This is a genomic window from Streptomyces sp. NPDC048057, from assembly GCF_040653095.1.
Classification (GTDB): domain Bacteria; phylum Actinomycetota; class Actinomycetes; order Streptomycetales; family Streptomycetaceae; genus Streptomyces.
On the sequence record NZ_JBEZNF010000035.1, the window covers coordinates 38,176 to 53,344 of the forward strand.

The 15,169-nt window shown below is 71.1% G+C and carries 12 protein-coding genes; 4 read left to right on the forward strand and 8 right to left on the reverse strand.

Annotated features, from left to right (window positions below):
- Positions 1–225: 225 nt before the first annotated feature.
- The 3 genes from AB0E05_RS31730 to AB0E05_RS31740 all read right to left on the reverse strand — a co-directional run bounded on the left by AB0E05_RS31730 (position 226) and on the right by AB0E05_RS31740 (position 5,348).
- Positions 226–597: a hypothetical protein gene (locus AB0E05_RS31730; protein ID WP_361970149.1), complete on the reverse strand. Its 372-nt coding sequence runs from the start codon at positions 595–597 to the stop codon at positions 226–228.
- 844 nt (positions 598–1,441) lie between these two features.
- The gene (locus AB0E05_RS31735; protein ID WP_361970152.1) at positions 1,442–4,402 is read right to left on the reverse strand and encodes a BTAD domain-containing putative transcriptional regulator; all 2,961 of its coding nucleotides are present in this window, start codon (positions 4,400–4,402) and stop codon (positions 1,442–1,444) included.
- A 187-nt stretch (positions 4,403–4,589) separates the two neighbouring features.
- Positions 4,590–5,348 carry a polysaccharide deacetylase family protein gene (locus AB0E05_RS31740; protein ID WP_361970155.1) on the reverse strand — a complete coding sequence of 253 codons (759 nt, stop codon included), beginning with the start codon at positions 5,346–5,348 and terminating at the stop codon, positions 4,590–4,592.
- A gap of 211 nt (positions 5,349–5,559) precedes the next feature.
- Between AB0E05_RS31740 and AB0E05_RS31745 the strand changes: the two genes are divergently transcribed.
- Positions 5,560–6,648 carry a methyltransferase domain-containing protein gene (locus tag AB0E05_RS31745; protein ID WP_361970262.1) on the forward strand — a complete coding sequence of 363 codons (1,089 nt, stop codon included), beginning with the start codon at positions 5,560–5,562 and terminating at the stop codon, positions 6,646–6,648.
- A gap of 70 nt (positions 6,649–6,718) precedes the next feature.
- A complete protein-coding gene (locus tag AB0E05_RS31750; protein WP_361970158.1) occupies positions 6,719–7,936 on the forward strand; it encodes an amidohydrolase family protein in 1,218 nt (405 codons plus the stop codon).
- 9 nt (positions 7,937–7,945) lie between these two features.
- Here AB0E05_RS31750 and AB0E05_RS31755 read toward each other — a convergent pair whose 3' ends face one another.
- Positions 7,946–8,404 carry a hypothetical protein gene (locus tag AB0E05_RS31755; RefSeq protein WP_361970162.1) on the reverse strand — a complete coding sequence of 153 codons (459 nt, stop codon included), beginning with the start codon at positions 8,402–8,404 and terminating at the stop codon, positions 7,946–7,948.
- Positions 8,404–8,724 (reverse strand): ATP-binding protein, encoded by a 321-nt coding sequence (locus AB0E05_RS31760; protein ID WP_361970165.1) that lies wholly within the window; start codon positions 8,722–8,724, stop codon positions 8,404–8,406. Before AB0E05_RS31760 ends, AB0E05_RS31755 begins: the two co-directional genes overlap by 1 nt.
- A 402-nt stretch (positions 8,725–9,126) precedes the next feature.
- Here AB0E05_RS31760 and AB0E05_RS31765 point away from each other — a divergent pair, with 402 nt between their 5' ends.
- Both AB0E05_RS31765 and AB0E05_RS31770 read left to right on the forward strand, forming a co-directional pair.
- Complete coding sequence (locus AB0E05_RS31765) at positions 9,127–10,020, forward strand: helix-turn-helix transcriptional regulator (protein WP_361970168.1); 894 nt, start codon at positions 9,127–9,129, stop codon at positions 10,018–10,020.
- Between the two features lie 31 nt (positions 10,021–10,051).
- Positions 10,052–10,297 (forward strand): DUF397 domain-containing protein, encoded by a 246-nt coding sequence (locus tag AB0E05_RS31770; RefSeq protein ID WP_361970265.1) that lies wholly within the window; start codon positions 10,052–10,054, stop codon positions 10,295–10,297.
- 58 nt (positions 10,298–10,355) lie between these two features.
- Here AB0E05_RS31770 and AB0E05_RS31775 read toward each other — a convergent pair whose 3' ends face one another.
- The 3 genes from AB0E05_RS31775 to AB0E05_RS31785 form a co-directional block, all read right to left on the reverse strand.
- A complete protein-coding gene (locus tag AB0E05_RS31775) occupies positions 10,356–11,390 on the reverse strand; it encodes a methyltransferase (RefSeq protein WP_361970268.1) in 1,035 nt (344 codons plus the stop codon).
- A gap of 157 nt (positions 11,391–11,547) precedes the next feature.
- Positions 11,548–14,346 (reverse strand): tetratricopeptide repeat protein, encoded by a 2,799-nt coding sequence (locus AB0E05_RS31780; protein ID WP_361970170.1) that lies wholly within the window; start codon positions 14,344–14,346, stop codon positions 11,548–11,550.
- A 287-nt stretch (positions 14,347–14,633) separates the two neighbouring features.
- Positions 14,634–15,169 (reverse strand): tetratricopeptide repeat protein (locus AB0E05_RS31785; protein WP_361970173.1); only part of this gene is annotated, 536 nt, incomplete at its 5' end.

Genomic DNA, 15,169 nt, shown 5'->3' on the forward strand with positions numbered 1-15,169 from the left:
CGGGCGGTTGATGGCGGGTCTGACCTCTATGTCGTTCTCCCGGGTGCTGTCAGGTCTTCCCCGTCGTCGCGCCGCCCGCGGGCGTGCGCACACAGGTGTACGGCCGTGGCGGGTCCTCCCCCAAGGCCGCCACGGCCGTACACATTCACCGGTGGTCTCTTCGCTTGTGGTCGACGTCACTCCTGGTCGCGGTGGTGGGCGTCGACGTGATGGAGCCGGGCCGTCTCAGTCGCGAGGCGGCGGCGGCATCGGCGAGTGACGCTCCATCGTGACGATCTCGTCCTCCAGCGCGGTGTCCGCGGGAGGCGTCGAGCCGTTGGTGTCCGCCGCCGGGGCGCCCCCCTCCGCCGGGGCGTCCGTCGTGGTGTCCACCTGGGCGTCGGCCTGGGTGGCCGGCGGAGTCGTCGGGACGGTCGGGTCGGCGGGCGAGGTCGGCTCGCCCTGATCGGCTGTCGCGGTCGTGGGTGGTGCGGGTGGCGCCGGGCTGTGGCGCTCACGGGGCGAGACGCCGTCGAAAGCGGTGGCCGGAGCCACCTGGGCGGCGCCCCTGCTGGTGATGAACTCACCCGCGCTGGTGTTGGTGTTCTTCTGTGTCATGTTCTGCCCCCATGCATCGTGCTGTCGTTCCATCAACCCAGAACCGGCCTTCCGGCCGGAGACTCCCCCGAGGGTCCCCGGACGGAAGGCCGGGGGACCTTCTCCTCACCCCCCGGAGAGGAGGAGGTCCCACGCGATCCGTCTGCCCCCCGATGCGACGGATCGACTGAAAGAGAGCATGACTGAACGGCATAAACATTCGATGAACGTCCAGGCAGGAAGCTGTCACAATGCTGCTGAGCAGGGACGACGTCAGCGAGGCGCCGTGTGCTGCGGTGCGCACGTCCCATCGCGCGCCCGAAGTGCGCCACCGCGCACGCCCTTTTCGCTCCCCCTCGCCCTCTCGGACGCGGTCGGCGAGCGGTGCCGGGCTGTCACCGGCACGGGCCGTTGGATCGTACGGACCCGAACGGCTCGGCATTCACTGCACCGTACGCGACAGGGGCCCAGTCTCCACACCCGCAAGGGAATTTCGCAACGGGCCCTGACGAAACCAGCACGCTCCCGGGACGTTCGGGACCGAACCGCGAACGAGGACAGCCCCGGGGGTAGTTCTGGGGCAGGGGTATAGGACAGGAACGAGGACAGAACCGGAACCGGAGAGGGAAGCGGAACCGCAAACGGAACCGGCACCGAGGGCCGAAGCGGAACGCGACCGAAGCCTGACGGGCCACCGCGGCGGAACGGGGCCCGTGGCCGCGGCACATCGGCCCCTACGGGCAATTCGGCACGGCCCTGAAGGCGCCCCCCGAGGCTCCCGAGACCCCCGATGGGACCTCAAGGGCCGTCCGACTGCCGGGCGGCTCGACTCCCCGGCCGCCCGGCGTACGTCGTACCTCCGGCGTCAGCCCGTGCCGAGCGGCGCCAGCAGCAGCCGTGCCTCCTCCGCCTGCGGCGCGCCGCAGGACTCCAGGAGCGACTTCGCCTCCAGCAGGCACGCGCGGGCGCGGTCCGGCTGTCCGAGCCCCGACAGGGCGCGGCCGAGGGTGATGAGGACCATGCCGCGGATGCGGTCGCCGCCGATGCAGCCGATGGCGAGGGCCTGTTCGCAGTGCTGGGCGGCGCGCGCCAGACGGCTGGCCTCCAGATGGGCCTGGGCGATGCGGAAGTGCGTGGTGCCCTCCCACAGCCGCTGTCGGTTCACCTCGAACAGCTCCAGCGCCTCCAGCAGCTGCTCCAGCGCGTCCGTGTGCCGGCCGGCCTGGGTGAGCGCGATGCCGAGCGCATAGCGGGCGTTGGCCAACCGGAAGGCGTTCCCCAGCTTGAGATAGACCTCCACGCCCTGCTCGGCGGTCTCGATCGCCTCGTCGAGGCGGCCGAGCCCGACCTGGGTGCGGGAGAGGTTGCACAGGGCGCTGCCCTCGGTGGGGGTGCTGCCGTCGCGTCGGGCGCCTTCCAGGGCCCGGCGGGAGAACTCGGCCGCGGCTTCGTAGCGCGCTTCGTTGAGCGCGATGATGCCGCGGTCGTTGTCCGACCAGTAGAGCGGGGCGGGGTCGCCGACGGTACGGGCGAGGTCGGCGGCGAGCCGGGCTTCGTCGTCCGCCTGGTCGTAACGCCCGGTCACCAGGTGGACGTTGGTCATCGCGACGCGCGCCCGGCCCTCGGTGCGCAGGTCGCCGGCTTCGTGCGCCGCGTCCCGCACGGCGAGTGCGGCGATCTCGTACAGCTTCGCGTTGGCGCCGGACTCCGAGAGGTCCTGCGTGATCCACAGGAGGTCGGCGGCCAGTTGCAGCCGTCGGCCGTGGGTGGCCTGCCGGGCGGACGCCAGCAGGTTGTTCGCCTCCGCGTACAGCCAGTCCTGGGCCTGGCGCTGGTCGACGAAGGTGATGCCCTCGTGGACCGTGGGCCCCACGTGGTGCACCAGGCGGTCGCCGGGGCGCTCGATCGCGTACACCCGCACGGAGGTGGAGAGGTAGAAGTCCAGCAGGCGCTTGAGCGCCGACTCGCCCTCCTCCGGGCCTTCGTCCCGCTCGGCGCAGGCGCGCGCGTACAGCCGCACCAGGTCGTGGTAGCGGTAGCGGCCGGGGGCGGCGGACTCCAACAGCGAGGTGTCGACCAGGGATTCCAGCAGGTCCTCGGTGTGCTGCACCGGCAGCGCGAGGACCGCGGCCGCGGCCGTCAGTGAAATGTCCGGGCCGTCGACCAGGCCGAGGATCCGGAACGCGTGGCGCTGGCCGGGCTCCATCTGCCCGTACCCCAACTCGAAGGTGGCCTTCACCGCCAGGTCTCCGGCCTGGAGCTCGTCCAGCCGCCGCCGCTCGTCGGCCAGCTTCTCCGCGAGCACCGACACCGTCCACGTGCGCCGGGCGGCCAGCCGCGACGCCGCGATCCGGATCGCGAGCGGCAGGAACCCGCAGGCCGCCACCACGTCCAACACGGACTGCCGCTCCGCGGAGACCCGCTCCTGCCCCACGATCCGGGTGAAGAGCTGGAGCGACTCCTCCGGCGACATGACGTCCAGGTCGACCAGGTGCGCACCGGCCAGGTCGACCATCCGCACCCGGCTGGTCAACAGCGCCGCGCACCCCGCCGTCCCCGGCAACAGGGGCCGGATCTGCGCCGCGTCCCGCGCGTTGTCGAGCAGCACCAGCACGCGGCGGCCCGCGAGCGTGGACCGGTAGAGCGCGGCGCGCTCCGCCAGGGTGTCCGGAATCGCGTCGTCCGGTGTGCCCAACGCCCGGAGGAAGGCGCCGAGCACCGCTTCCGGCTCGGCCGCCCGCGCACTCGTGCCCTGAAGGTCCACGTACAACTGGCCGTCGGGGAAGTGCGGCCGGGCCTCGTGCGCCACGTGCACCGCGAGCGTCGTCTTCCCGACGCCGCCGATGCCCGCCAGTGCCGACACCGCCATCACCGCACCGTCGGCGGACGCGAGCCGTCCGCCCAACTCGCGTACGAACGAGGCACGTCCGGTGAAGTCGGGCACCGTCGCCGGAAGCTGCGCCGGGTACGACACCGGAGGAGGCGCGGAATGCGGCTCGGTGGGCGGCGCCAGCGTGGCGTCCGCCCGCAGGATCCGCTCCTGCAACTGGGACAGCTCGGGATTGGGGTCGACGCCCAGCTCGTCGGCGAGCAGCCGGCGCGTGTCCGCGTACACCGCGAGGGCTTCGGCCTGCCGGCCGCTGCGGTACAGCGCGACCATCAGCAGCTCCCGCAGCCGCTCGCGCAGCGGATGCGCGGCGGTCAGCGCGGTCAGCTCGGAGATCGCCTCCGCGTGCGCCCCCACCTCAAGGTCGAGGTCCAGCCGGGTCTCCAGGAGCTGGAGGCGCCACTCCTCCAGCCGGGTGCGCTGCGTCTCGGCGTACGGCCCGGGGACGTTCGCCAGGGGCTCGCCGTCCCACAGGCCCAAGGACTTGTTCACCAGCAGACGGGCCTGGTTGAGGTCCCCGGCCGCCCGGACCTTCTCCGCCGCGCCCGCCAACTCCTGCGCCACGAACAGGTCGAGCGCGTCCCGCTCTATCCGCAGGGCGTAGCCCCCGGCCTCGCTGATCAGCGTCGTCGCCGACAGGATCTTGCGCAGCCGTGACGCGTACGTCCGGATCGTCGCCAGCGCTTGGAGCGGCGGCTCCTCGCCCCAGATCGCGTCGATCAGCTCGCGCGAGGTCGCGGTCCGCCCGTCTCTGAGCAGGAGCGCGGCGAGCAGGGCCCGCTGCTGCGGGGACCCCGGCTCCAACGCGTCCCCGGCCCGCCAGGCGCGCACCGGCCCGAGCACGCTGAAGCGCAGGTCGACGGCACCGCCCGTCCCCCTGGATTCGCTGGGCGCCGGAACGCGCTGCTCCGGTACGCGCGGCCCGCGGTCACGGTCCATGCTGCCCCCTGCCCCAACTTCCGGTTAGCCCCCGACAGTCTGCCTTGTACGCGGTGACTCCGTCAGCCACCGGAACGCTTCCTTCGGCTCCTTGCCCGGCGAAGCCGGCGTCTTAACGCCATCTGGCGATCTTCCGCCACATCCGCAAGGGGGCACTCCGTTTCCGCGCGGCCTGCGCGGGAAGGCGTCAAGGCCGGTAGATCTCCCCGGGGTTGGGCTTCGCCGGCGCCAGGAGCTGCGAGACGGTGACGAAGGTGTAGCCCCGCTTCTTGAGTTCGGTCACAATTCCGGGAACGGCCGGAACCGTCCCGTCGTAAATGTCATGCAGAAGGATGATTCCGTCCTTCTTGGCCTGCTTGAGTATGCGGCTCTCGATCAGCGCCGAGTCGTTGGTGGAGTAGTCCTTGGCGGTGGCGTTCCACAGGATCTGCGCCAGCCCGAGCTCCTTGGAGACGGCCGTCACGTCGTCGTTGATCCGCCCCTGCGGGGGCCGCATCAGGTTGGGCTTCTGCCCGGTTATCTTCTCCAGCTCGACCTGGGTGCGCTCCAGCTCCTCGCGTATCTCGTGCTTCTTCAGCTTGTCGAGGCGCGGGTGGGTCCAGGTGTGGTTGGCGACCTCGTGCCCCTCGTCGGCGAACCGTTTCACCACGTCCGGCCACTTGGTCAGGTGCTTGTTGCCGAGGACGAAGAAGGTGGCGGGCACCTTCTCCTTCTTGAGGTAGTCCAGCAGCTCCGGGGTCTTCTTGCCCGGGCTGGAGTCAAAGGTCAGTGCGATGCACTTCACTTCCTCGCAGTCGACCTGGCCGGCCGGGGGCTTGCCCTTGGCGTCCCCGCGCGCGCTCGCCGGTGCCGTGGTGTCCATGCCGCATGCACTCAGCGTGAGGGCGAGTGCGGCGACGCCGGCGGCGAGGGCCGCGGTCCTGGATTTCCTCCTGGTGGCGGGCATGGTGGGGGTCCCCCTGGGTGGATCGGAGTGGTCGGTTCCGCCTGCACGATACACAGGAGCCTCACAGGGTTCGTCGGGGTGTTCGAGGGGCGGGAGGAGCCGGGGCGCAGGGGCGGGGCTTGACCCTCACGTGACGTGATGCCGCATGGTCGGGGACGTGGAGGAACACCTGGGGGATCACCCGGCGGCGGAACACCTGACCGTGGGGCGCGTGGCCGGGCTGGCCTGCGTGAGCGTCCGCACGCTGCACCACTACGACGAGATCGGCCTCGTCCGGCCGTCCGGTCGGACCGCGGCCGGGTACCGCGCGTACGCGCCGAGCGACGTGGAGCGACTGCGGGAAGTGCTGGGCTACCGGCGCCTCGGCTTCGGCCTGCGCGAGATCGCGGACCTGGTCGACGACCCGGACACCGACGCGGTCGCGCACCTGCACCGCCTGCGCGGCCTGCTGCTGGAGCAGCGCGACCGCGCCGCCGCCACGGTGGCGGCCATCGACAAGGAACTGGAGGCACGGGCCATGGGGATCAGGACGACATCGGAGGAGCAGTTGAAGGTGTTCGGCGCGCAGTTGTACGACGTCATCGGCTCCGCCTACCCGGCCACCCGGCGCACCGAGCCGCGGATCGCCGCGAAGGTCTGGGAGGCACTGGGAGACGCCCGTACGGTACTGAACGTGGGCGCCGGCACCGGCTCCTACGAGCCGCCGGACCGCGAGGTCACCGCGGTGGAGCCGTCGGCGGTGATGCGCGCGCAGCGCCCCGCGGACGCGGCGCCCTGCGTGGCCGCCGCCGCGGAGAGCCTGCCCTTCGAGGACCGGTCCTTCGACGCGGCGATGGCCTTCAGCACCGTGCACCACTGGCGGGACCCGATCGCCGGGCTGCGCGAGATGCGCCGGGTGGCCAAGCGGGTGGTGGTGTTCACGTACGACGCCAGCAGCACCGGCTGGCTGGAGCGGTTCTGGCTGACCCGCGACTACCTGCCCGAGTTCGCCGACCTCCTCGTGGACTGGCCTTCGCTGGCCGATCTGACCCGCGCGATCGGGGGCCGCGCGGAGCCGGTGCTCATTCCGTGGGACTGCGCCGACGGCTTCTTCGAAGCCCACTGGCGCCGCCCCGAGGCGTATCTGGACGAGGACGTGCGCCGCGCGGTCTCGGTGTGGACCAGGGTCGGCCCGGAGGCGGAGCGGCGGGCGGTGAGCGGGCTCCGCGACGACCTCGCCACGGGCCGGTGGGCCGAGCGCAACCGCGACCTCGTCGCCCACGACGCGGCGGAGCTGGGCCTCCGCCTGCTGGTGGCCTGAGGCACCCGGGGGGCGAGTTCCCGCCTCCCGAGGAGCTGACGAACCGTCAGATTCTCGCTACCGTGAACCCATGGAGACCTTCCCGAAGATCATCTCGGTGGACGACCACACGGTGGAGCCCCCCAATGTCTGGCGGGACCGGCTCCCGTCGAAGTACGCGGACGTCGCCCCGCGCGTCGTCCGCGCCCCCCTGAGGGAGATGACCTTCCTCGGCGGAAAGTTCGCCCCCGTCATGGGCGAGGCCGGCGAGGACGGCCCGATCGGCGACTGGTGGATCTACGAGGACCTGCACCGCCCCCTCACCCGCCTCGACACCGCCGTCGGCTACGACCGCGACGAGATCAAGCTGGAGGTGATCACGTACGAGCAGATGCGCCCCGGTTCGTACGACGTCCGCCAGCGCCTCGCCGACATGGACGTCAACCACGTCCAGTCCGCGCTCTGCTTCCCCACCTTCCCCCGCTTCTGCGGTCAGACCTTCACCGAGGCGAAGGACCGCGAGCTGGCACTGCTGTGCGTGCGCGCCTACAACGACTGGATGGTGGAGGAGTGGTGCGGCCCCGACGCGCAGGGCCGCCTCATCCCGCTCACCCTCATCCCCCTGTGGGACGCCGACCTCGCCGCGGCGGAGGTCCGCCGGAACGCGGCGCGCGGCGTGCGCGCGGTCGCGTTCTCGGAGATACCCCCCTTCCTCGGCCTGCCGTCCGTCCACGGCGACGACTGGGACCCCTTCTTCCGCGCCTGCGACGAGACGGGCACGGTCGTCGCCATGCACATCGGCTCGTCCTCCAGGATGCCCTCCACCTCGGCGGACGCCCCGCCCGCGGTCGGCTCCACGATCACCTTCGCGAACTGCTGCTTCTCCATGGTCGACTGGCTGATGAGCGGCAAGTTCGAGCGCTTCCCGAACCTCAAGGTGATGTACGCGGAGGGCCAGATCGGCTGGATCCCTTACATCCTGGAGCGCGCGGACGTCGTCTGGGAGGAGAACCGCGCGTGGGGCGGCGTCGCGGACAAGGTCCTGCGCCCGCCGTCCGAACTCTTCGCCGGCCACGTCTACGGCTGCTTCTTCGACGACGCGTTCGGCCTGCGCAACCTGGACGCGATCGGCGTCGGGAACGTCCTGTACGAGACGGACTACCCGCACTCCGACTCGACGTGGCCGAAGTCCCGCGAGGTCGGCGAGGCGCAGATGGGCCACCTGGCGCCGGACGTGGTGGAACGGATCGTCCGCGGGAACGCGATCGAGCTGCTGGGGCTGACGGGGGAGGGGCTGTGGGCGGGGTGAGCTGAGTCCTCACCTCGGGCCGCCGAGGACTTCCCGCATCGAGCGGTGGGGCGTCGGTCGCGGCTGGTGCGCGTACAGGGCGCGGCGCAGCAGCCCCGGCGAGACCAGGAGGCGCCCGCGGCAGGGGCGTAACCAGTACGCCCCGCCGCTCGGCCGCCGCTGCACCATCGGCGGCACGACGATCTCCGCGGGTGCGCCGACGCACACCCCGTACGGATGGTGCTCCCACCGGGCCGTCGTGCCCGGCGGCACCAGCCAGTACAGCCACGGTCGGCGCACGTCGGCGATGACCGGCCCGCAGCCGTACGTCTGCGCCGCGTCCACCGCCGCGACGGCGGCGTGCCCGCGCTGCCCGGCCGCGCTGATCACGACGTCGAACAGCCGCCCGCCGAGCGGTACGAGCGCGTCCGCGTTGGCGTCCACGTCCCGCAGGGCGCGCACGCGTGAGGCGAGGTCGTCCGCGTGCATCACGCGCCGCCCCCGTCCAGCCGCAGCGCGCACCAGGCGCCGCCGGGCGTGACGCCCCACTCGTCGGCGAGCAGCGTGACGAGGAACATCCCGCGCCCGTTCTCGTCGTAGGGCGAGGCGTCGCGCACCCGCGGCACGCAGGGGCTCGCGGAACCGGCCTCGAAGTACAGCCGGCCGTCCGACCGCGACAGCCGTACGTCGACGGCGCCCTCGCCGTGCTGGAGGGCGTTGGTGACCAGCTCCGAGACGAGCAGGTCGACCGTGTCCGCGAGGTGGTCCAGCCGCCAGAGGCTGGCGTGGGCGCGGGCTGCGTGACGCATCAGTCCGGGCCAGAGTCGGTCCTCTTGGCTGAGGGGTTCCCCGGCTTTGGCCGATCGACTCAATGTGACGTCGAAACCGACCGGTGAAGTAGCCACCGGTGTGGGGGTGATGGTGGGCATGTACAGGTCCTCTCGCAAGCCTGGGGGGAGGTCGCGCGGACGTGCGAATTGCCAGCTCGCAAGGGGGGTGGGTTCGAGCAAGGCCGCACATACGTCGTGCTACCTGAACTACCGTGACGCTTGGGCAGAATGCCTCGCAAGCGGAACGTCCCTGAAATTTCTGCCAGGTCGGAAATGGACTATGCGGGGACGTGCACAACGGGCCGGACTGCCTGCACAGGGACGCAGTCCGCCCGCACAGCGGGATACTTGACGGCACGAGGGGCACTGGAGGGTGCACACGTGGCAGCCAAACGAGGAGCGACAGGCCGTCGCCTGGAGCTGGGCATCCAATTACGGCAGTTACGCGAGAACTGCCCACCGGTCGAGCCCGACCGCCTCCGCGGCATGACGCGCAAGGCGGCGGTGAAGGGGCTCAGCGACCTCTCGGAACCCACGCTCTCCCGGATCGAGTTGGGCGAGCTGAACTTCCGGCGCAACGTGGGGAACCTGCGCACGCTGCTCAAGCGGTACGGCGTGACGGACCCCGAGTTGATCCAACAGCTCATCGACCTGAACCGCGAGGCACCGACGGAGGAGTGGCTGACGCAGTACCGCAGCTTCATGCCGACGGGGATGCCGCACTTTGTGGGCCTAGAGGCTGAGGCAATCGGGATCACTGCATATCACCCCACGCTGGTGTACAGCCTGCTCCAGACTCCGGAGTACGCCAGAGCGGTGCACGAGATTGATCGCCCGATTGAGGACACCACTGCGGAGTTCATCCAGCGCAGCGTCGAACTGCGAATGGAGCGCAAGCGCAGGGTCCTGGCTCGTGAGGATCCTGTTCGACTGCGCGTGATAGTCGGCGAGGCAGCACTACGCACTCCCGTAGGCGATGAAGCGATGATGCGTGGTCAGTATGAGGAGATCATCCGGCTCGCGGACGAGGCCAACGTGATGATCCAGTTGATGCCGTTCCGCCGCGGGTATCGCGCCATCCATGACTTCACGATTCTGGACTTGGGCGATCTGCCGTCCCGTGTTCAGGTCGACAACGCCTGGGGCGCGGTCTCCACCTCCGACAAGCCCAGAGAAGTGGACCGGTTCACCCGCCGGTTCGACGCGATGGCGGGCGCGGCCCTGGGGGTCGCCGAGACCATCGATTTCGTGAAGGAACTAGCGAGAAAGCAGTAGAGCCATCAACACTTACAGCTCTGAGATAATCCTGACCCCCACCGGTGACTGGTTCAAGTCGTCCTACAGCGGCGGCACTGGCAACAACTGCGTCGAGGCCGCCTGGTTCAAGTCGTCGTACAGCGACGGCACGGGCAACGAATGCGTCGAGGTCGCCGACCTCGCCACCCACATCGGCATACGCGACTCCAAGGTCGCGCACGGCCCCGCCCTGCTCGTCCCCGCCGCCGCCTGGTCCTCCTTCGTGACCTACGCGGCCGGGTCGACCGGCGCGTAACCCGGCGACGCTCCTCCCGTGCGCGGCAGCAGCCCGCCACGGGAGGAGCGGGCTGGGGTCAGGCGGCCACGGCCTCGATGAGGGAGAACGGTGCGGCCTCCGTCAGGGGTGTGACCGAGGTGAGGGACAGGCCCGCGCGGTCGCACACGTCCGCGAACTCCTTGCGGGTGCGCTCCCTGCCGCCCACGTTCACCAGCATGTTGAGGTCGCTCAAGTAGTTGATGGCGTTCCTGATCACATCGGTGTCCGCGTTGGTGCGGACGGTTTCGGGGAGCACGGGCTCCACGATCAGGACGAGGCCGCCAGGGGGCAGTACCTCGCGGCAGTGGCTGAGGATCGTGACGACCTGGTCGTCCGACCAGTCGTGCAGGATGCTCTTCATCAGATAGAGGTCCGAGCCTTCGGGGACCGAACGGAAGAAGTCCCCGGCGATCAGGGAGCAGCGGTCCTTCAGTCCGTGCCGCGCCATCGTCTTCGGCGTCTCGGCCAGACCCTGCGCCGAGTCGAGGACCACACCGGTCAGGCTCGGGTGCGCGGCGAGTACGGCGGCCAGAAGGGTTCCGTCGCCCCCGCCCACGTCCGTGACGGTGGTGAACCGGCCGAAGTCGAAGGCGTGCGGCAGCGTGGCGGCGGTTGCCGTGGTGGCTTGGCTCATCGCCGCGTTGAACTCCGTGGACAACTCGGGGTGCTGGGCGAGGTGGCTGAAGAAGTCCGTGCCGAAGACGGCGTCGAACCCGACGTCGCCGGTGCGGACGCTGTCGTCCAGGTTCTCCCAGGCGCGGAGCATCGCCGGGTCGGTGAACATCCTCACGAACGACGTGAGCGAGTCGGGGCGGTCGGGGTGGAGGAGCGCGCCGGCGGGAGTCACCGAGAAGGTGTCGGGGGCGTGTTCCCGCAGTAAGCCGAGCCCGGCCAGGGCGCGCAGGAGCCGCGTCATGGGTTGGGGTTCGGTTCCGGCGTCGGCGGCCACGTCGGCGGCCGGGCGCGGCGTGTCGCCCACCAGCTCCACCACCCTCAACCGGACCGCTGCGCGCAGGGTCTGCGCGGCCACGCTCCCGGTCACGAGTCGGGCGATCAGATCGCGGTCGGTCATGCCTGCTGCCTGGTCGGCGGTGTTCGTCACAGGTGTCGTCCCTTCTCCGTGTGGCGGCACGTGCATGAACCGGCGTGCGCACGGGCCATTCGGCGAAGTTCCTTCGCTTCGCCCGATGGAGAAGACGGTATTCATGTTCGGCGCGGTGGGACGGCCCTTAGCCAAGTGATATGAGCCAGGCGGTGATTTCGCGCGACTTCTGTGCGTGCACCGCGAACCGCACGGGGTAGAGCGTGGAGAGCCGCTGATAGTGCCGGGCGGCTTCCTGCACCGCGGCCAGGGCCTCTTCCAGCGATCCCACACTCCCCAGGTCGATGGCGAGGCAGTTCAAGGACTGGGCGAGGTCGGGTAGGTGGGCGTCCGGGTCGGCTTCGGCGAGGTCCCGGCGGATGCGTACGGCTTCCTGGATGGCGGCCAGTCCCTCCGCCCCTCGCCCCGCTTCCCCCAGGTCGATGGAGAGGCTGTGCAGGGATCCGGCGAGCTTCGGCAGGTGCGCGTCCGGGTCGGCTTCGGCGAGTTCCTTGTGGATGTCCACGGCTTCTTGGACGGTGGCCAGTCCCTCCTTCCGTCGCCCCGCATCCCTCAGGTCGATGGAGAGGCCGTGCAGGGATGCGGCGAGGTACGGCAGGTACGTGTCCGGGTCGGCTTCGGCGAGGTCCCGGCGGATGCGTACGGCTTCCTGGATGGCGGCCAGTCCCTCCTCCCGCCACCCCATTTCTCCCAGGTCGACGGAGAGGGTGTGCAGGGAGCTGGCGAGGCGGGGCACGTACCTGTCCGGTTCGGCCTCGGCCAGGCCCCGGTGGATGTCCACGGCTTCCTTGCTCGCGGCGAGGGCGTCCTCCCACCGTCCCAACACCCCCAGTTCCGTGGAGAGCCGGCTCAGGGCCACGGCGAGGCTGGGCAGGTACGCGTCCGGGTCCTCCTCGGCCAGTGCCCGGTATTGCTCGGTGATGGTGGTGGCCAGGCGCGCCGTGGTGTGGGCGAGGCGCTGGCTGGATTCGGGGAGCCGCCAGTAGAGGGTGTCGAGGACGTCGAGGGGGGTGGCGGGATCGGTGGTGAGGGCTTCGAGAGCGGTGATCAGGGGGTTCGGGTTGTCGGTCTGGGTGGCGGTGGCGATGGTCTGCGCGGCGAGTTGGTCGTGGTGCCGGACGCACAGGTCGGTCAGGTGGGCGTCGAGGCGGCCGGTGAAGACGAGGTGGGAGGCGGCTCGGGCGTAGACGGACAGCAGTTGGGCCGTCTGGTCCTCCTCGGATTCCTGGACGAGGAGGGCGGCGAGGGCCGGGTCGGCGTCCAGGACGCGGCCGGCGTGGCGTTCGGCGAGGCGGTCGGGTTGGAGACCGCCCCAGGGGCGGCCGGGCACGGTGGGCGGGTAGAGCGCGCCGATCCACGAAGTGACGGTGTCGCGGCGGTCGCGCGGCTGGTCGGCCAGGGCGGGCAGGCTGCGCCACGTACGGTCGGCCTGGTCGCGGTCGGCGGCGCCGACCAGGTGGGCGGCGGCGAGCGCCGTTTCCAAAGCGGTCGGACTCAGGGCGGGGGAGAGGCCGCAGGCGGCTGCGGTCCGGGTCCAGTAGCGGCGTTCGTGGCCCAGGAGGCGGTCTTCCACGCCTTCGGCGCCGCTCTGCGCGTCGTCACCGGTGGGTGCTCCGACGTCGAGGAGGTCGGCCAGGGCCGTCATGTGGAGCGTGAGGGCGTTGGCGTAACCGTCCTGGTCGAGCTGCGGTGTTCGTAAGGCTTCGGCCGCAGCCGACCAGTCCGTACCCGCGCAGCCGGACACGTGCGGCAGCGCGGCAGCCAGGGCCCGGGCGGCGTCCCGATACGCCTGCGGGCGGCTCGCGGGGTCGTGTTCGAGCGGGGGCAGGAGGTGGGACGGTGCGCCGTCGAGGTGGTCTTCCGTCACGCGGGTGGCGTGCTTCGCCTTCGCCCACCAGTCGCCGTCGGTGCGGGCCAGCAGCAGGAACTTGAACGGGGTGGTGCCGGGGTGTTCCGCCGCGGCCTCGATCAGGGCGGTGAGCTGGCGGGCGCGGTTCTCGGCGTAGTCGACGACGACCAGCAGCGGCTTGGCCGTGTGCCGCACCTCGCGCAGTTCGTCGGGGGTGGCGTCCGGGTGCGGCCACAGCACGGCCCACCGGTCGGCGGCCAGCAGATGGCCCAGGTGGTGGGCGAGGCGGGTCTTGCCCTGGCCGCCGGGGCCGTGCAGCAGCCGTGCACCGAAGCCGTCCCGCCCGCACCAGTCGGTGAGGAGTTCCAACAGGTCTTCACGGCCGTGGAACGGGACGGTCTGCCGCCCGGCCTGCAACAGCGCCGCCGGCGAGCGCAGCGCGCCCGTGGTCGCGCTGGCCGTGGAGTCGGCGAGGGACTGGAACTCCACCGCCTCCAGGCCCGCTTCCTGGCCCGTGTGTTCGGCGAGCACGGTACGGAAGGCGGGGTCGTGGAAGAGGACGTACACGGGGACCGTGTTGAGTTGCCCGTGCGCGGAGTGAGCCCGGTCGGCGGCGACCACGCCCGTCAGCAGCCGGTCGCAGAAGACCGCGGCGCCGGAGAGTCCGCCCCAGGGCGAAGTGCCCTCCGCCGACCACTGCGGCGGGTGCTGGAGCAGGTCCATCACGTACTGGTTGCCGACGAATCCCGTGCCCGGGTTCACCAGGCCCGTGAGCTGGACGGCCTCCACCGGTCCGCCGGCGGGCGGGCGTTGCGCGACGTCCGGGACACCCCAGGTCTCGCAGCCGGTGCCGGGCCGGTCGGTGACCAGCCGGCCCCAGCGCACCGCCCCCGCCGGCACGGTCCACGGCTGGTCCCCGTCGACGAGGACGAGTGCGGCGTCGTCCCGGGCGGCCGGTCCGCCGCACCACACCACCGCGCCGCCCACCGCGCTCGCGGCGCCCGGACGGAAGACCTCAACCCGTTCACCGAGCCGGGCGACGACGTGGGCCGACGTCAGCACCAGCCGACCGCCCACCGCGTAACCCGACCCCGGACCACCCGGCCCGGTCACCCCTACCAACCGCGCCCGCTCCACCCCGCCTCCCAACATGACGAATCGGCCAGTACCCCAGTGCGACTTCGTGATCTATCCAGGCGAGCGGCCAGGAAGCGGCTGGCGATAGTGGCTCCGGTGGGAGCGTCCTGCCCGAACGTACGTGAACTCGGCCGTGTCGACTGGCGCGTCGGCAAACGGCACCGGCCAAGCACCTGTGCGTCGGCGGCACCCGGTCAAAGGGTGCCGTGTCGGCCAGGTGATGCTCGCTACTCCGGAGGCGATCTGAGCCAAGCAGCGACCTCCAGCGAATCTCTCAGATCCACATCGAACCGCTCCGGGTTGGCCTCGGCGAGGGTGCGGTAGTGGTGGACGGCTTCCTCGCTCGCGGCTAGGCCCTCTGTCTGCCGCCCCACCTCTCCCAGGCGGATGGACAGGTTGTTCAGGGACGTGGCGAGGTTGGGGAGGTGGGCGTCCGGGTTGGCCTTGGCGAGGGTGCGGTAGTGGTGGACGGCTTCCTCGATCGCGGCTAGGCCCTCTGTCTGCCGCCCCACCTCTCCTAGATCGACGGACAGGTTGTTCAGGGACGTGGCGAGGTCGGGGAGGTGGGTGTCCGGGTTGGCCTTGGCGAGGGTGCGGTAGTGGTGGAGGGCTTCCTCGCTCGCGGCTAGGGCCTCCGCTTGCCGCCCCACCTCCCCCAGGTGGTTGGACAGGTTGTTCAGGGACGTGGCGAGGTCGGGGAGGTGGGTGTCCGGGTTGGCCTTGGCGAGGGTGCGGTAGTGGTGGAGGGCTTCCTCGCTCGCGG